General features: G+C 43.4%; 20 protein-coding genes and 1 riboswitch. Of the genes, 10 read left to right on the top strand and 10 right to left on the bottom strand.

Annotation, left to right across the window (positions count from 1 at the left end):
• Positions 1-149 precede the first annotated feature (149 nt).
• The gene (locus tag UB32_RS15640) at positions 150-1,241 is read right to left on the bottom strand and encodes a tetraprenyl-beta-curcumene synthase family protein (RefSeq protein ID WP_044395371.1); all 1,092 of its coding nucleotides are present in this window, start codon (positions 1,239-1,241) and stop codon (positions 150-152) included.
• Positions 1,242-1,265: 24 nt separating this feature from the next.
• Complete coding sequence (locus UB32_RS15635) at positions 1,266-2,069, bottom strand: alpha/beta hydrolase (RefSeq protein ID WP_044395369.1); 804 nt, start codon at positions 2,067-2,069, stop codon at positions 1,266-1,268.
• 139 nt (positions 2,070-2,208) lie between these two features.
• Here UB32_RS15635 and UB32_RS15630 point away from each other — a divergent pair, with 139 nt between their 5' ends.
• Positions 2,209-2,727, top strand: coding sequence for a gamma carbonic anhydrase (locus UB32_RS15630; protein WP_044395367.1), 519 nt, complete (start codon positions 2,209-2,211; stop codon positions 2,725-2,727).
• A 97-nt stretch (positions 2,728-2,824) separates the two neighbouring features.
• Here UB32_RS15630 and asnB read toward each other — a convergent pair whose 3' ends face one another.
• Both asnB and metK read right to left on the bottom strand, forming a co-directional pair.
• Positions 2,825-4,720: an asparagine synthase (glutamine-hydrolyzing) gene (asnB, locus tag UB32_RS15625; RefSeq protein WP_044395365.1), complete on the bottom strand. Its 1,896-nt coding sequence runs from the start codon at positions 4,718-4,720 to the stop codon at positions 2,825-2,827.
• A gap of 234 nt (positions 4,721-4,954) precedes the next feature.
• The gene (gene metK / locus UB32_RS15620; protein WP_044395363.1) at positions 4,955-6,157 is read right to left on the bottom strand and encodes a methionine adenosyltransferase; all 1,203 of its coding nucleotides are present in this window, start codon (positions 6,155-6,157) and stop codon (positions 4,955-4,957) included.
• A 242-nt stretch (positions 6,158-6,399) separates the two neighbouring features.
• Positions 6,400-6,541, bottom strand: a riboswitch (SAM riboswitch).
• Positions 6,542-6,739: 198 nt separating this feature from the next.
• Here metK and pckA point away from each other — a divergent pair.
• Entirely contained in the window at positions 6,740-8,329 is a 1,590-nt protein-coding gene (gene pckA / locus UB32_RS15615; protein WP_044395361.1) for a phosphoenolpyruvate carboxykinase (ATP), read from the top strand.
• A gap of 141 nt (positions 8,330-8,470) precedes the next feature.
• On the opposite strand, the gene UB32_RS15610 is transcribed toward pckA, so the two are convergent.
• Both UB32_RS15610 and UB32_RS15605 read right to left on the bottom strand, forming a co-directional pair.
• Complete coding sequence (locus UB32_RS15610; protein WP_044395359.1) at positions 8,471-8,713, bottom strand: DUF2584 domain-containing protein; 243 nt, start codon at positions 8,711-8,713, stop codon at positions 8,471-8,473.
• A gap of 46 nt (positions 8,714-8,759) precedes the next feature.
• A complete protein-coding gene (locus UB32_RS15605; RefSeq protein ID WP_241768525.1) occupies positions 8,760-9,545 on the bottom strand; it encodes an alpha/beta hydrolase family protein in 786 nt (261 codons plus the stop codon).
• A gap of 120 nt (positions 9,546-9,665) precedes the next feature.
• On the opposite strand from UB32_RS15605, the gene UB32_RS15600 reads away from it, so the two are divergent.
• The 3 genes from UB32_RS15600 to UB32_RS15590 are packed head-to-tail and all read left to right on the top strand — an operon-like array spanning position 9,666 to position 12,245.
• On the top strand, positions 9,666-10,664 hold the full coding sequence (locus UB32_RS15600; RefSeq protein WP_044395354.1) for an ABC transporter substrate-binding protein: 999 nt from the start codon (positions 9,666-9,668) through the stop codon (positions 10,662-10,664).
• 17 nt (positions 10,665-10,681) lie between these two features.
• Entirely contained in the window at positions 10,682-11,458 is a 777-nt protein-coding gene (locus UB32_RS15595) for an ABC transporter ATP-binding protein (RefSeq protein WP_044395352.1), read from the top strand.
• Positions 11,400-12,245 (top strand): ABC transporter permease, encoded by an 846-nt coding sequence (locus UB32_RS15590; protein WP_044395350.1) that lies wholly within the window; start codon positions 11,400-11,402, stop codon positions 12,243-12,245. The genes UB32_RS15595 and UB32_RS15590 overlap by 59 nt, the downstream gene beginning before the upstream one ends.
• Positions 12,246-12,292: 47 nt before the next feature.
• Here the strand turns inward: UB32_RS15590 and ytkD are convergent, their stop codons facing one another.
• Positions 12,293-12,766, bottom strand: coding sequence for an RNA deprotection pyrophosphohydrolase (gene ytkD, locus UB32_RS15585; protein WP_044395347.1), 474 nt, complete (start codon positions 12,764-12,766; stop codon positions 12,293-12,295).
• A gap of 64 nt (positions 12,767-12,830) precedes the next feature.
• Positions 12,831-13,151, bottom strand: a complete 321-nt coding sequence (locus UB32_RS15580) for a hypothetical protein (protein WP_044395344.1) — start codon at positions 13,149-13,151, stop codon at positions 12,831-12,833.
• Positions 13,152-13,374: 223 nt separating this feature from the next.
• Here UB32_RS15580 and UB32_RS15575 point away from each other — a divergent pair, with 223 nt between their 5' ends.
• Positions 13,375-13,629 (top strand): DUF6154 family protein, encoded by a 255-nt coding sequence (locus UB32_RS15575; RefSeq protein ID WP_044395342.1) that lies wholly within the window; start codon positions 13,375-13,377, stop codon positions 13,627-13,629.
• A 105-nt stretch (positions 13,630-13,734) separates the two neighbouring features.
• Here the strand turns inward: UB32_RS15575 and UB32_RS15570 are convergent, their stop codons facing one another.
• Positions 13,735-14,181 (bottom strand): Dps family protein, encoded by a 447-nt coding sequence (locus UB32_RS15570; RefSeq protein ID WP_431305977.1) that lies wholly within the window; start codon positions 14,179-14,181, stop codon positions 13,735-13,737.
• A 123-nt stretch (positions 14,182-14,304) separates the two neighbouring features.
• Between UB32_RS15570 and ytzI the strand changes: the two genes are divergently transcribed.
• Positions 14,305-14,484 carry a YtzI protein gene (gene ytzI / locus UB32_RS15565; protein WP_044395340.1) on the top strand — a complete coding sequence of 60 codons (180 nt, stop codon included), beginning with the start codon at positions 14,305-14,307 and terminating at the stop codon, positions 14,482-14,484.
• Positions 14,485-14,527: 43 nt separating this feature from the next.
• Positions 14,528-14,782 carry a membrane protein insertion efficiency factor YidD gene (yidD, locus tag UB32_RS15560; RefSeq protein WP_044395338.1) on the top strand — a complete coding sequence of 85 codons (255 nt, stop codon included), beginning with the start codon at positions 14,528-14,530 and terminating at the stop codon, positions 14,780-14,782.
• A gap of 22 nt (positions 14,783-14,804) precedes the next feature.
• Here yidD and UB32_RS15555 read toward each other — a convergent pair whose 3' ends face one another.
• Positions 14,805-15,371: a beta-class carbonic anhydrase gene (locus tag UB32_RS15555; RefSeq protein ID WP_044395336.1), complete on the bottom strand. Its 567-nt coding sequence runs from the start codon at positions 15,369-15,371 to the stop codon at positions 14,805-14,807.
• 225 nt (positions 15,372-15,596) lie between these two features.
• On the opposite strand from UB32_RS15555, the gene UB32_RS15550 reads away from it, so the two are divergent.
• Together UB32_RS15550 and UB32_RS19590 are read left to right on the top strand one after the other, a co-directional pair.
• Positions 15,597-16,550 (top strand): metal ABC transporter solute-binding protein, Zn/Mn family, encoded by a 954-nt coding sequence (locus UB32_RS15550; protein ID WP_044395334.1) that lies wholly within the window; start codon positions 15,597-15,599, stop codon positions 16,548-16,550.
• A gap of 100 nt (positions 16,551-16,650) precedes the next feature.
• Positions 16,651-16,806: a DUF1540 domain-containing protein gene (locus tag UB32_RS19590; RefSeq protein ID WP_079510168.1), complete on the top strand. Its 156-nt coding sequence runs from the start codon at positions 16,651-16,653 to the stop codon at positions 16,804-16,806.
• Positions 16,807-17,109: the final 303 nt, after the last annotated feature.

Raw genomic sequence — 17,109 nt, 5'->3', positions numbered from 1 at the left:
AATCGGGCTTTCTCCTGTTCAGTGGCACATGATTGCCTTTTATGTGACCGTAAATTAGACTTTCTCCTGTTCACGGGCACATGCATGATTCAGCTCTCCCTATTTTGAGTACAAACATTATAAAAGCCAGGTTTCCCCTGGCTTCCTAACTATTTTATAAACGCCTTTACGACTCCTGCAGGCACCCATTTCTGCAATGACCGATAAGCTCGTCCATTGATATAAAAGAAGTAGCTGACAGGTCCGGCCGACTTGATCATTTCCCAGGCAAGCTTTCTAATTTTTTCCTGCCTTCTTACTTTTTCGTCGGACAAGTAAACGCCGAGCAGCCCACGGTTAATCAGTTTGTGAAATTTACGGTGTGGCAATCGAGCTGTGTGCCGATCGGCATTTTTCACAAAATGCCGCAACCTATCAAACAATGCTTCTTCATTTTCATAATAAAAACAGAAGTTCAAGTCGCCGCCTTCGCGGTCTTCCTCCTGGTCGATGAAATAATCCAGGAGGATGTGCAGCCCTTGTATGTATGGAAAATAACCGTTGCGGATACTATCCGCATATTCCGGTTTGAAATCATCGCGAAGGGCGTAGGATACGAGACAAAAGATGCCGAGCGTCGATCCAGTACAGGCTGAGAATTCGTACCATTCCATGTCGGGATTTTTTTCACGATGGCCATCGAACCATGTTTGCAGCCTGGGTACACGATCCTTTACCTCCACATGCTTATGAACCTGCAAATCACAATAATATTCGCATAGTTCACCCATATGCTTTTTTACATCCTGATAATGTTCAACCCTAGCAAGGACTTCTCGGCAAGCGGTCACAAGTTCCCTCAAATACCCGCCATCATTCTGGTCTTCTCGTTCGCGGTAATAGTCTTTCAATTGGTGGTCCAGGCTGACAGCATCCGCCATTGACTCATGCAGCGCCGCAAAATCCACCGGATCAAGCGAGGTGCTGCGATCACAAAGATTATCGAGATAATCACTAATTGTCTGGTATGCCACAATGAACCGGATGGCCTCTTTATGATTCTTTTTCGCGGCCAGACTTAAAATCGAACCGCCTTCACAATGGAAAGTCTTGTTTTCAATGCTGGCAAGCGCCTGTTTCCTTAGTTCTGGATTCGGAATTTCCTCCGCCTTGCTTTTCCAATAGGCCAGCTCCCGGTGAACTTGTGGCAGGACTTTTCTGTACACACGATACATCAAACTGATGGGCCTTGATGGAATCATCTCGCTGCTCTCCTCCTCCGCTTACTAATAAACATATCCAATCGCCTTAAGCTGGCTGATGACAAAATCATGCGCATACTCAAAAACCTCTTCGCGTTCTGGTTCATTGAAAACTTCATGGTAGCATTTCGGCCATTCTTTATATCTTTTTTCGGAGAGCGGTGCATTATTGAACCATTCTTTAACAGCACGCTTATCGACAATCTTGTCGTCTCCAGCCTGCAAAAGCAGCGTCGGTACGTCGTGGACTTTATTCATATGCTCAAACGCGAGTTCCATTGCTGCTGCCAGCTCACGGTACCAGCGCACCGATACTTTGGTAATGTATAAGGAATCATTTGCATCAACTGCCCTGACGTCTTCGTTTCTAGTTGCCAGCTCAACAGACAAACCAGAAGAAATTCGAAATGTTGGAACGATTACATTCAAGCCATGCGAGAGCATATCCAGCATTCGTGATGGATATTTCACTAAACCAAGGCATGGGGAGGACAAGATCAATCCGGCAATTTCGATATGTTCTTCTTGGAGCAAGCGGATGGCAATGAGTCCGCCCATGCTATGGCCAAACAGAAACACTGGGAGGTCAAAGTCATATGCTGCATTTATCCACTCTTTCACTTCTAAAATATATTCATCAAAGGAATCAATATGGCCACGGTTCGCTCTTGTCGTCATCCCATGTCCAGGCAAATCCCCCATTATGACATGAAATCCCGCTGAGCGCCACGCTTCAATCAGCCATCCATAACGGCGATGATGCTCCATCGCACCATGTATCATGACTATTACAGCCTTAGCATTCCCATCAGCTTCCCATTTCCACATGACCATTCCCCCTTAAATCCTTTTTCTTTCTTTAAAAGAACTATAATATATAATTAATGAATAAGAAAAGCGCAAACGCCTGGGTCAGCCCAGATTCCAAATGAAAGCGAAAGCATGTTAAAGTATAGGAGTGTGCATAATGATTTATTCTTACAAAGGCAAAACACCGAAAATAGCAGATTCTGCTTTTATCGCAGATTATGTAACCATCTCCGGAGATGTTGAAATCGGAGAGCAGTCGAGTGTCTGGTTCAATACCTCGATACGTGGCGATGTTGCCCCAACGATTATTGGCAATAAAGTGAACATTCAAGATAACTCGGTGCTGCATCAAAGTCCAAATAATCCTTTGATCCTCGAAGACGAGGTGACGGTCGGACATCAAGTCGTCCTACACAGCTGCATTGTTAGGAAAAAGGCTTTGATTGGGATGGGGTCGATCGTCCTTGATAAAGCTGAAATCGGCGAAGGAGCATTTATCGGTGCCGGAAGCCTTGTTCCTCAAGGAAAAAAGATTCCTCCCAATACACTTGCTTTTGGACGCCCCGCAAAAGTAATTCGAGAATTGAATGAATCTGACATTCGAGATATGGAACGTATTTCAAGAGAATATGCTGAAAAAGGACAATATTATAAAGATTTACAGAACGATACTTAAACTTCATCTAGAGCCATGACCTTCTCTCAAAAAAGAAAAGCACCCTAAAAGCCTGGGTGCAAATGGGAGGATTGCTGGTCGCCAACCTCCCTAATTTTTAAGACTGGAAAACTTTTTGTGCCATATACTCCTTCTCAAAGGAGTATTTTTTTTCAATATACACATCATGCCACATCATAAACATCAATACAGTCCAGATTTTACGGCTGTAATCCGCTTTGTTCTGACAGTGCTCATCCAGTAGCCTCAACACGTAAGCCTTATTAATCAGATGTTCTGTGTTGCTTTCCATAATGATTTTCTTGGCCCATTCGTTCATTTCATTCCTAAGCCAATGTCTAATTGGCACCGGGAAACCAAGTTTCTTGCGGGTAAGCACATGGTCAGGGACCACCCCTTCCGCCGCTTTTCGCAAAATATACTTCGTTGTATGGTTAGCAGTCTTCAAGCTTGTCGGAATTTTAGAAGCTGTTTCAAAAACAACCTTATCAAGGAATGGTACGCGAAGCTCCAAAGAATGTGCCATTGTCATTCTATCAGCTTTTAATAAAATATCGCCGCGCATCCATGTGTGGATATCAATGTACTGCATAGTATCAACCGGATCGTATCCTCGGCTTTCGCGGTATAGAGGCTTCGTTATATCCCTAAAATCGTACTTGCCGTTATATACGCGGAGCAGTTCGCTCTTTTCTTTTTCAGTGAACATTTTTGCATTTCCGATATAGCGCTCTTCCATTGGAGTGACGCCGCGCTCGATGAAACTCTTCCCTTTCAAGCCTTCAGGCATTATATTGGAGATGCCCTTTAGCAACGCCTTCCCCACTCTAGGAATCTTATTAAAAACCTCAAGGTCTTGCGGTTCGCGGTAAATATTATATCCGCCGAATAATTCATCGGCACCTTCACCGGAAAGGACAACCGTTACATGCTTCCTAGCTTCACGCGCTACGAAATACAATGGGATAGCGGCCGGGTCAGCAAGCGGATCATCCATATGCCACATAATTTTAGGGAGTTCATCCATGTATTCCTGTGGACTGATTACATAGCTGATATTTTCCACACCGAGTCGATCAGCCGTTTCTTTGGCGACATCAATCTCGCTGAAGCCATCCTGTTCAAATCCGACCGAGAATGTCTTGATTCCAGGATGGTATTGCTTTGCGATCGACGCGATGATCGACGAATCAATCCCGCCAGAAAGGAATGAACCAACTGGCACATCACTGCGCATATGAATTTTCACCGATTCGAACAGGACATCCCTGATCTCCTTCGTGAATTCATCCTCTGATTTATGGATAGGCGAGAAGCTCGCTTTCCAGTAACGCTTTATTTCCATCGACGAACCAATTTTTTTTGTAAAATAATGCCCTGGTTCCAGCTTGTAAATGCCCTCAGACATGGTGTCCGGTTCGGGAACAAACTGGTATGTTAAAAAATGTTGCAGAGCCTTATAATCAATTACATCATTCTGCAAGCCAAGCAAAATGCTCTTCTTTTCAGAACCGAAGAATGTACGATTTTCATCTTCAAAATAAAAGAATGGTTTAATGCCGAAATGGTCCCGTGCCCCGTAAAGAACCATTTCTTGCTTATCCCAAATGACAAATGCGAACATTCCGCGCAGCTTGTCGACAGCCTGCTCCTTGACCTGGCTGTATAGAGCAATGATCACTTCTGTATCAGAGTGGGTTTCGAACGTCAGTCCTTCTTCGATCAACTCTTCACGAAGCTCTAGGTAGTTGTATATTTCTCCGTTGAAAATGATCCAATAACGTTCATTTTCATACGTCAATGGCTGATGGCCAGCCTCCAGGTCGATGATGCTCAAACGACGGAAGCCGAACTGGATATGCTCATCGTAGAAATATCCATCATCATCTGGACCACGGTGGGTGATGATGTCATTCATATTCTTGAACAGCTGCTTATCTTCGCTACTGTATTCCTGCGCTTTCTCATGTACACATCCGATAAAGCCACACATTATGTACTTCACCTTCTCCATTTCAGTAAAAAAATTTATTAATGTTTTTTGCTTTCAATCCAAACATACCATCTTATCCTATCATTAAACACAAAATTTTTGCAGTAAAATCCATGGGGAATTTAAGGGAATACTTTATTTTTCACCTTTTGCTCCATTCGCAAACCATCTAATTACTGATTTGACGTTTGATAAGAAAAAGGAGTTACATAATTTCTATGTAACTCCTTTTTCTTATTTGCCGAGAGCTTGAGTACGGAGCGTTTCAGCTTTGTCTGTACGCTCCCATGGAAGGTCAACGTCCGAACGGCCAAAGTGTCCGTAAGCAGCTGTCTGTTTGTAAATTGGCTTGCGCAAGTCCAACATTTTGATAATACCAGCAGGTCGAAGGTCGAAGTTGCTTTCCACAACGTCGATCAGTACGTCCTCACTCACTTTTCCTGTTCCAAACGTATCAATGGAGATGGATACCGGACGGGCAACGCCGATTGCGTATGCAAGCTGAACTTCGACTTTTTCGGCAAGACCAGCAGCAACGAGGTTCTTGGCAACATAACGCGCCGCGTATGCAGCTGAACGATCCACTTTTGTAGGATCCTTCCCAGAGAATGCGCCTCCGCCGTGGCGAGCATATCCACCGTAAGTATCTACGATGATCTTGCGGCCAGTAAGACCTGCATCACCTTGTGGTCCGCCAATTACGAAACGGCCAGTTGGGTTGATGAAGTATTTTGTGTTTTCATCAATCAATTCTGCCGGTACGACAGGCTTGATAACATGTTCCTTAAGGTTGCGCTGGATTTGCTCAAGCGAAACTTCAGGATGGTGCTGTGTTGAGATAACGATTGTATCGATGCGGACTGGCTTGTCATTCTCGTCGTATTCAACTGTTACCTGAGTTTTTCCGTCTGGACGCAGGTAAGGAAGGATTTCTTCCTTGCGAACTTCCGTCAGACGTCGGGAAATTTTATGTGCCAAAGAAATTGGAAGTGGCATAAGCTCTTTCGTTTCGTTGCACGCAAAACCGAACATTAAACCTTGGTCTCCAGCACCAATTGCTTCGATTTCTGCGTCTGACATCTGACCTTCACGTGCTTCAAGCGCCTGGTCAACCCCCATCGCTATATCAGCTGACTGCTCGTCGATGGCAGTTAACACTGCGCAAGTTTCCGCGTCGAATCCGTACTTTGCGCGAGTATAGCCGATTTCCTTGATGGTTTCACGGACGATTTTTGGAATATCTACGTATGTAGAAGTGGTGATTTCGCCTGCAACTAGGACCAAGCCTGTCGTAACGGATGTTTCGGCTGCAACACGCGCGTTCGCATCTTTAGCCAGGATCGCATCCAAAATCGCATCAGAAATCTGGTCGCAAATTTTATCTGGATGGCCTTCTGTTACTGATTCAGAAGTAAACAAACGGCGTTTGTGTGACATCTGAGTTCCTCCCTCATTTATAAAAATAGACCCGAGGCTGTCCCAATACAAACCTCGTTTGATACGGTACTCATTCCCTATGTAGTATGAAATAAACGCTGAGTTTTTATTAGGAAAATTCATGGTGAACTTCTTTTTTAAAATTTAACCCAGCAGTAGTCCCATGCATTGGCCAGGAAAAAACAATATAAAAAACCTCTCCAAATATGAGGAAAGGTTTTTGCTAAATTCCGCGCCTTTCGCTCTTATCGTTCAAGGGCAAATCCCTTGCATCAGGTTAGCACCTTTGCCCGAAAAAGGGACAGCAAATTCAAAAGCTGTCATTCTCGTTTGCAGGTTGCTGGGTTTCATTGGGCCTGTCCCTCCACCAGCTCGGGATAAGAGAGTATCCGTTCAAGTCCAAATCATAACGAAGATATAATGGCCTGTCAATGGTTTTTTTTCAAAATACATTCTCAATTTCCTAACGTATGGACAAATGGAATTTTTCCGTATATTAGTATAGATTAATTCGTTAAATGTGCTATACTAATATCAAGAAATTACATAATCTGAATCTTTTAAAAAGGAAGGTATTCTCCGATGAACGTTGTAGGGATATCAAATGAACTTTCAGGATTAATTAATGGAAGCAATATACGGGTACAGCTTTCTGTCCCCCAGCTAGTTGAAAAGGTGCTAAACCGAAAAGAAGGAATCTTGACGTCAACAGGTGCGATAAGAGCGACGACTGGTAAATATACTGGCCGTTCCCCTAAAGATAAATTTATTGTCGAAGAAGAATCCGTAAAAGATAAAATCGCCTGGGGGCCAGTCAACCAGCCGATCTCCAAGGAATCTTTTACGAAGCTATATAATAAGGTATTGAAGTACCTCCAAGATAAAGACGAAGTTTTCGTTTTCAACGGATTTGCTGGAGCAGATAAGAAGTACCGCCTACCCATTCAAGTCATCAATGAATATGCATGGCATAATCTTTTTGCCCATCAATTATTCATTCGGCCAACAGAAGCAGATCTTGCTGAGCATGAATCCGAGTTTACAATCCTTTCAGCCCCTACCTTCAAAGCCGACCCTGAGATAGATGGGACAAACTCTGAAACCTTCATCATCATTTCCTTCGAACAGCGCGTCGTCTTGATCGGCGGGACTGAGTACGCCGGTGAAATGAAGAAATCGATCTTCTCGATAATGAATTATTTGCTTCCGGAAAACGGGATTTTGTCGATGCACTGCTCGGCGAATGTTGGACGCGAAGGCGATGTCGCCTTGTTCTTTGGACTATCCGGTACAGGCAAAACAACTTTATCTGCTGACAATAACCGCCGGTTGATTGGGGATGATGAACACGGCTGGTCTGCTAATGGTGTGTTCAACATCGAAGGCGGCTGCTATGCCAAATGCATCAATTTGTCCAAGGAAAGAGAACCGCAAATCTTTGAGGCAATCCGATTTGGCTCGGTTCTCGAGAACGTCGTAGTCGATGATGATACACGTGTGGCCAATTATGATGACGGCAGCCTGACCGAAAACACTCGGGCAGCCTATCCAATTCAAGCGATTGAAAATATCGTGGATCCAAGCATCGCTGGCCATCCAAACGCCATTGTATTCCTGACAGCCGACGCTTTCGGGGTACTGCCTCCAATTGCCAGGTTAACAAAGGAACAAGCAATGTATCACTTCCTGAGCGGATACACGTCCAAGCTCGCTGGTACAGAACGCGGCATTACATCACCGCAGGCAACATTCTCCACATGCTTTGGTTCTCCCTTCCTGCCGCTTGCAGCAACAAAGTACGCCGAAATGCTTGGTGAAAAAATTGCCGAGCACAACGCAAAGGTATTCCTCGTGAATACGGGATGGACTGGCGGAGAATATGGCATTGGAAGCCGCATGAAGTTGGCGTACACTAGAGCAATGGTCCAGGCTGCACTAGAAGGCGAACTGACGAACGTCGAAACCGCAAAAGACGAAATCTTTGGCCTTGAGATCCCACTGCACGTACCAGGTGTACCTGACGATGTCCTCCAGCCAGTTAAAGTGTGGACTGACAAGGAAGCCTACTATACAAAAGCAAACGAGCTCGCAGCCCAGTTCCGCGACAACTTTAAAAAGTTCTCAAACATACCATCTGAAATCGAAGAAAAAGGCGGACCAACCGTTAAATAAGAATTTAAGCGAGGCCATCTCTGGCGAAGAGATGGCCTTTAGTTTTTGTGGCTCGTTATTCATCAATGAAAAGCCCCTATTGGTGACCAAAAATCCGGTTTCCTCGCAAAAAATAACAACAGGGCACAAAATGTGCCCTGCTCAGTTCGTTGACTTCAAAGAAACTAATTGATACGTTAAGATTGTCTCATTTTCTGTCCACTCGAGTTTTGAGATGACGCCTGTTCCGGCCAGATCCCCTTCGATCGTCTTTCTTACTTCCAGTGGAATGTCGATTGGATAAAGCCTATAGCCTTTCTTTTTCAAAGAGAAGAAATTGTCTTTGAGCCTTTTTTCGCGGCCTTTTGTTACGATCATTGTATTTAATTCTAATGGCATTCCCATTATTTTTCCGCTCCTCTTCACAAATAACTTCCCCTATATTTTATCATTATTGAGGCTGTGATTTCATCCAATTCGTTAAATCACTGACGACTTTCCGATTCACTACTGGAGGAAAATAGTGTGTATATTCATCAAAATACCAGCTTTCTACAGGTTTCTTTAAGTCTTTTAACCGTTTCTCGATCCGATAAGAATGTTCTACTGACACATTTCGGTCATTGCGACCATGGATCAGCAGCACGGGTGCTTTTAGGTTCTCGAGTTCATATAATGGCGTTCTGAATTTATAGCGGTTCGGTACTTTTTTCGGTGATCCGCCGATTACTCTTTTCATCATTCTGCGCAGATCTTTTCTTTCTACATAGGTTAAAAATAAATCGGTCACGCCTCCCCATGTAACAACGGAAGCTGTCTCCGGAAATTGAATGCCGGTCAGCAAGGCCATCAATCCGCCTCTAGAAAATCCAAAAACGTGAACTCTTTCCACTCCTGGAAGAGACTGGAGCAGCCTAAAGCCGGCAAACGCATCGTCACGGTCCTTCCCGCCAAAGTCTTCATTCCCTTCCCCACCTTGGTTTCCTCGATAAAAAGGAGCAAAAACCGTAAAGCCTTCGGAAGCAAATTGGGCGATACGAGCTGGCCTCACCTTTCCCACATTTTTGATGCCGCCACGAAGATAAAGAAAGCCTTCTGTCCCGCTTCCGTCAGTTGGTCTTGCCAACAGCCCCTTAACGCGCAACCCGCCTGCAAAATATCTCACCATGTCAAGTTTGACTTTTGGATTTGGAGAAGGATAGGGATCTGCTGAAATGATTAGACCGTCATTGGCCACCGTTATCACTCCTCTAATAGGAATTTTTTCTATTTTGCTACTAGGCATTCACACATTTTTTTCTCGCCTCATACATTATCGTAAGCCCAATTTAAGACAGATTTTTTAGGAGGCATCAATATGAAAAAATGGTTCAAAGCCGGTCTTGCTATTATTTTGGTTGCTTTTCTCATTATTCCTCTTTCAGCCTGCAGCCAAAACAATAAAGTACAGACCGTGAAAGTAGCAGAGGTAACCCGTTCGATCTTCTATGCCCCTCAATATGTTGCCCTTGCCAAAGGATTTTTTGAGGAAGAAGGGCTAAATATCGAACTCACTACAGCCTGGGGCGGCGACAAGACAATGACAGCCGTGCTGTCGAATGCGGCGGATATCGCCCTCGTTGGCTCGGAAACTTCTATTTACGTGTATGCCCAAGATTCCAACGACCCAGTCATCAATTTCGCCCAGCTGACCCAGACGGATGGCACCTTCCTTGTTTCCAGACAGAAAATCGACCATTTTTCATGGGACCAGTTGAAAGGGTCTACCTACCTCGGACAGCGTACAGGCGGAATGCCACAAATGGTCGGTGAATTCGTGCTCAAGAAACACAATATTGATCCAAAGCAAGATTTAAAGATGATCCAAAATATTGATTACGCCAATATTCCAAATGCCTTTGCTTCTGGAACAGGTGACTTTGTACAGCTATTCGAGCCTCAGGCAAGCTTGTTTGAAAAAGAAGGAAAGGGCCATATCGTCGCTTCATTTGGAACGGAATCCGGTCATGTACCTTATACCACATTCATGGCAAAACAAAGCTTCATGAAGGAGAATGCGGAGACGATAGAAAAGTTTACCCGTGCCGTTTACAAAGCACAACAATGGGTCGATTCTCACAGTGCGAAAGAGACAGCTGAAGCCATCCAGGAATATTTTAAAGATACAGATTTATCACTGATCGAGACCGTAGTGGACCGTTATAAAAGCCAGGGCACGTACGCAACAGACCCAATTCTCGATGAAGAGGAGTGGAACAATCTCCAGGCCATCATGGAGGAAGCCGGGGAGCTTCCTAAGCAAATCAGCCATGACACTTTGGTCGATACAGACGTGGCTGGAAAAGTCATGAAATAACAGGAGGTTGCCGCATAATGGACTTTTTGACGTTAACAGGAATCCATCACACTTATTTTACGAAAACATCTGCCGTCACTGCGCTAAATGATATTTCACTCGATGTCCGGGAAGGGGAATTCGTTTCCTTCCTGGGACCGAGCGGCTGCGGCAAAACAACATTGCTTTCCATTATCGCTGGGCTGATCGATCCTTCAGACGGCCAGGTAAAACTTGAAGGAAAAACAGTCAAACAGGCTTCGAATCAGACTGGATATATGCTGCAGCAGGATTATCTATTCCCATGGAAAACGATTGAGGAAAATATTTTACTAGGACTGAAGATCAGTGGAACTTTAAATGCGCAAAAAAAAGAAGAAGTTTTGGCACTCCTCGAGCAGATGGGACTGGAGAATGTAGGAAAACTTTATCCTAAACAGCTATCTGGAGGAATGCGCCAGCGGGTGGCACTGGTGCGGACACTGGCAACAGAACCTAAACTGCTCATGCTCGATGAGCCATTTTCCGCCCTCGATTATCTCACAAAATTGAAGCTCGAGAATCTCGTTTCCAACACACTCAAGACATTTGAAAAAACAGCAATTTTGGTTACACACGATATCGGAGAAGCTATCGCGATGAGCGATCGCATCTTTCTGCTCTCACCAAGGCCAGGACGATTGCACCAAGTCTTCTTGATCCCGGAAGAACTTAGAAACATCAGTCCTTTTGAGGTGAGGAACCATCCCTTATATAATGAGCTGTTCCAATCAATATGGAAGGAGTTGGAATATCTTGAACCAGAAGAATACTGAACTCCTTCACCAGCAGTACCTGAAAAGGCTAAGGAGCGAGCGAAAAAAAGTCCGCGTCTATCAATTGTTGATTTTCTTCACCTTTTTCGCAGGCTGGGAACTATCAAGCCGACAAAGATGGATTGATCCTCTTCTCTTCAGTTCCCCCTCCAAAGTTTGGAACCTGCTGATAGAGAAGACGCTCGACGGTTCGCTTGCAGTCAACCTCGGGGTCACACTGGCAGAAACCGTACTTGGATTCATCCTAGGAACTCTAGCCGGAACCATGCTAGCCGCTGTTCTTTGGTGGTCACCGCTACTTTCCCGAATATTAGACCCGTACCTAGTCATTTTAAATTCTATGCCAAAGGTCGCGCTCGGCCCGATACTGATTGTAGCCCTTGGTACGAATATGACCTCGATCATTGCAATGGGAGCGATCATCTCTGTGATCATCACGACCATCGTGGTCTACACTTCTTTTAAAGAAGTCGACCAAAACTATTTAAAAGTGCTGCAGACATTCGGTGCGACAAGGACGCAATGTTTTAAGGAAGCCATCCTGCCCGCCTCATTCCCGACCATCATTTCAAGTTTGAAAGTCAATGTCGGCCTGAGCTGGGTAGGTGTCATCGTCGGGGAATTCCTCGTTTCGTCACGAGGTCTCGGCTATATGATCATCTATGGATTCCAAGTATTCAACTTTACGCTCGTGTTCCTGTCGCTCTTTGTGATTGCTGTTTTTGCCACCATGATGTACCAGCTGGTAGAGCTACTTGAAAAGAAGCTAATCAAAAGTAACCAGTAAAGAAGCCGGAATAAGAGTCGGCTTCTTCGCTTTTTTTGATAAATGAATTAGAACAGTAACTTCTCCGTTAAAAATTCAAGGGAGTATCTTATCACGTCATCCTTCATGATAAAACTGTATTCAGCCTTCCTTCTATCTTCCAGCAAATCCCCTTTTTTGAAAACCGGTCCCTTAGTTTCGAAGTAATGATCCTGCGGGATGATTTTCTCTGCTTCACCGTAAAAGATTCTTTTTACAAATATACCTTCTCCACTGCTGACCCGGTACTCTCCAATGCTTTTGATTCGTTTCAATAACGCACCGGTTTCCTCCATGACTTCTCGACGGGCTGCCTGTTCAAGTGTCTCCCCTATTTCTGCTTTGCCTCCGGGAAATTCCAGGCCCCTTTTCTTATGATCAGTGAGTAGCCACTCCCCGTTATAGGTACAAATGATCAGCACATGGCTTGCCTCCTGTTCAAAGGCATTTTCTTTAAATGCTAAAACAACCTCTCCCCCATTTTCAGCACTGAATGTATGCATAACCCTCTCTCCTTTCCCTCATTATAACGAAAGCGGAATAAGGAAGAAACTGCAGTTCATTGAATTATTTTTCGGGGAGGATTCCCATGCTCTCAATATGGTGCCGCGCTTCTTCATCGCCTAGTTTATAGATTATTTCATACGTCTTTAGCAGTTGGCTGTCAAGGGCATCGTTTTCCCGATCATAATGATACTGGACATATGGTACATGCGCCCTCATAAAGTTTTGCCAGCCCGTTGAATGACCCTGATCGAAAATTTCCCTTAATCCACTGATTTCCTCATCAGATGCTTCAATTTTAAAATTCCATGGAGATGCTGTTGATACACTTTGAATTTCGCCATCACTAATGTTGATATAGTATGTTTTTTTGCTTACTGTCATATGTCTCACCTCATAAATATCGTTCCCTGCGTCTATATTCCTTTATGCTGAATATCATTAAAATAAATAATTTTAGGCACTGTAAAAGGAAGGATTATGTTAAAATTAGACACAAATAAACAGCTGGTGCATGAAAAACCGAAAGCATATTTTTTCTTGTTAAGGGTATTAAATAAGTATAGGATTGAGAATAGAGTATCGGCAGAAGGAGAGGTGAAATGTCTTGAAACTAATTGATGAGTTATATGAATTATATCGCAATAAATTGACCGGCGACGAAGAGGATATCGATATGCTCGCTTTTGCCTTCCTTGAAGAAATGAGCCGCGAGGACTTGCTGAAGATCATCCATGACCTTGATAAGCAGGAACTATTTGATTTGATGGGTCTTTATTTGATTGAAAGTCTGAAGGGGAAATTTGCCCAGGATGACTTTGGTGCTCGCACTGTCACATATCCTTCTCGTAACATCCATTAACAAAATAGTCCATACATATGAACCGGCTGATGACGCCGGTTTTTTTACTTAACAAAAAAACCGGCCGCTTCAGCCAGTTTTTTCGTAACATGTATTCCAGTTTGCTTATCCGAGGTAAGCCTTAAACATCCACATATGTTTACGAAGGCTCATTTTTAATGTGGTCATCATATCTGCAGTAGCGGTATCTTCTGCTTTCTCTGCGAGTTCGATCGCTTCCTGGAGCTCTTCGACGACCATTGCAAAGTCATCATACAATTGTTTCACCATTTCTTCCTCTTTTTCAGAACCTGTCGCTTCCTTAACGGAAGACAGCTCTAAATACTCTTTAAGTGTAGCAACTGGCTTTCCGTCTAACGCCAGAATTCTTTCTGCAAATTCATCGATGATTGTCGCTGCCTCATTGTAAAGTTCTTCAAATTTGACATGAAGCGTGAAGAAGTGCCGGCCTTTTACATACCAGTGATAGTTGTGAATCTTAGTATAAAGGACCGTCCAGTTTGCCACTTGTTTGTTTACTGCTTGAATTAATTCAGATTGAGCCATGTTCATTTCATCCTCCTCTTAATCACTAGTACTATTCCCTTCTCTTGGTGGGAAAAAACATGCTTTCGCAACTTTTTTACATGCTGAGTGAAAACATGCTACAATAATTTTAACGAAGGAGGATGTATTATGTATACTATTTTGATTATCTCCGTCTTGATCGTTATCCTTGTCCTTGTTTTAAGCGTGTTCACGACTTCCAAAGCCTATCAGTTCAAACACACCGTCGACCCGATTGAAAGCAACAGCGAAGAAGGGAAACCGGAAAACGAAACGAAGAACCTGGAGACAAATAAAAAGGAGCTGTAAATCAGCCTCCTTTTTGTGATTCTGTGTACAAGAAGGGATTATTATGTTAAAAAATATATTTATTGGCATCATTCGATTTTATCAAAAGGTCATTTCGCCATTAAAACCGCCAACCTGCCGTTTTTATCCAACATGCTCCCATTACGGTCTTGAGGCGATCCAAAAATTCGGACCTTTTAAAGGCGGATGGCTGACCGTTGTTCGAATCCTAAAATGCCAGCCATTCCATCCCGGAGGCTTTGACCCTGTACCGGAAGAGTGGCCACCTAAGAAAAAAACAAAAGCTCATGATCACTGAGTTGGGTACACGTTTTATCATGCTAGCTAATTTCATATCCATCGACTATACGATCCAGCCTGCCCGTTGCCGGATCAATTACGAGACCATGTACAGGAACATCCTTTGGCATCAAAGGATGGTTTTTTACGATTTCAACACTGTGGGCGACACTCTCCTTGACATCTTCAAAACCGTGAAGCCACTCTTTCACATCGATTCCGGAGTAATTCAAAGTGTTTAGCATATCATCGCTTACACCGCGCCGTTTCATTTCTTCTAACATCCCATCAGGCTTCATCCCGTTCATGCCGCAGTCATAATGCCCAATGATGGCCACTTCCTCGGCCTGCAGCTGATAAACTGCTACCAGAATGCTCCTCATGATACTTCCAAACGGATGCATAATGAGCGCACCGGCATTTTTGACAATCTTCACATCACCGTTGCGAAAATTCAATGCTCTTGGCAAAAGTTCAACAAGCCTAGTATCCATACATGTTAAAATCACCATTTTTTTTTTAGGAAATTTGGTCGTCGTGTATTCTTCATACTTTTTATCAGCCACAAATTGTTTATTATACTGAAGAATTTCCTCAAGTATTCTCACATGCTCCACTCCTTTTGCTTGTTCTCATAATAGAATACCGCAAATCTTAACCAAACCAAAATGTTTTACTTGCATTTGTGCCGATCCTTTTGTATGATACAAGAAGTAAATCGTAATCATTACGAATTAATATTTTTTTACTCTGATTAGAAAACTATAACAAAAGGAAAGAACATCTCTTGTAAATCGTAATGACTACGCTTTGAAACCAAGGAGGTCTTTAGTTTGAAAAAATTATCTTTCATCCTAGTATTATTTATTATTGTTTCTAGCTTCCTTAGCGGCTGCGGGCAAAAAGAAGCATCTAATGCAAAAAAGGATGACAACCAATTAAAAGTATATACCACTGTCTACCCGCTTCAGTATTTCACTCAGCAAATTGGCGCCGAGTTTGTTGATGTAAAAACTATCTATCCGCCTGGAGCAGATGAACATACTTTTGAACCATCTCAAAAGGATATGATATCGCTTGCCGATGCAGACTTATTTTTCTATATTGGTCTAGGGCTAGAGGGATTTGTCGATAAAGCCGAACAAACCTTGAAAAATGAGGATGTAAAAATGCTCCCAGTCGGAGATTCGCTCCATTTGGACGGGGGAAACAATGATCAGGCCGAAGAAACACATTCAAGTGACGACGGCCACGGACACGGGGATATTAACCCACACGTCTGGCTAGATCCCATCTATGCAAACGAAATTGCTCTGACAATCAAAAACCAATTAGTGGAACAAATGCCTGAGCATAAAGATGTATTGGAAAAAAATTATGCCGAGCTTTCTGCCCAATTAACGGATCTGGACAAGGAGTTTACAGAGGTGATTCGTTCTGCTGACCGCAAGGAAATCATCGTTTCTCATGCCGCTTACAGCTATTGGGAAACACGATATGGCCTGAAACAAATCAACATTTCCGGCCTGTCAACTACAAATGAGCCGACGCAACAAGAACTTCAAAACCTCATTTCGCATGCTAAGGACGCAAAAATAAAGTATGTTCTGACCGAACAAAATTTTAACTCAAAGCTAGCAAAAATGGTTCAGGATGAAATTGGCGGTAAAACACTTACCCTCCACAATCTTTCCGTTTTGACAGATGAAGACATCAAAAACAACGAAACATATTTCACGTTGATGAAAAAAAATATTTCCACTCTGGAAAAAGCACTCAACGAATAAATGTGTATTAACACACTCTTTTTCCTAAAATTAGCGGGAATGAGTTACCGGGTTTCACAGCATGCTAATGATGTATCAATCACAAAGGAGTGGTACACCAATGGCAAAAGACGTCTTATGCGAAGTTAACAACTGTCAGTACTGGGAACATGGAAACCTGTGCAATGCAGATAAAATTTATGTAGTCAGCCATTCAGGCGAGACAGCCGACAACAGCCGGGAAACTGACTGTAAAACTTTTGAAGCATTAAGTTAATCACCAGGACCGGATCAAACCCGGTCCTGCTAATTTAGCTAATACTGGCGGTATAACGGATCGGAATTAAGAAAAACCGGGCAAAAACCGCCCGGTCTTTTTTTGGTTTTGCTGATTAACGGGCTGTTGATTGGAACGGATGACACTATTCTTTAAACAAAAGAAAAAAACTGCAACTAGAGTGTCTAAACTGCATCCAAATGTCGAAAGAAACCCTTATGCGGGCATTCCCACCTCTATAAGGGCATCTTTCATGCCGAATGATACCCTTATGCGGGCATTCCCACCTCTATAAGGGCATCT

Origin of the sequence: Mesobacillus subterraneus (assembly GCF_000934845.1) — a bacterium.
Lineage (GTDB): Bacteria > Bacillota > Bacilli > Bacillales > Cytobacillaceae > Mesobacillus > Mesobacillus stamsii.
The sequence above is the reverse complement of the archived record's forward strand: the minus strand, read 5'-3'. Positions and strand labels throughout refer to the sequence as shown.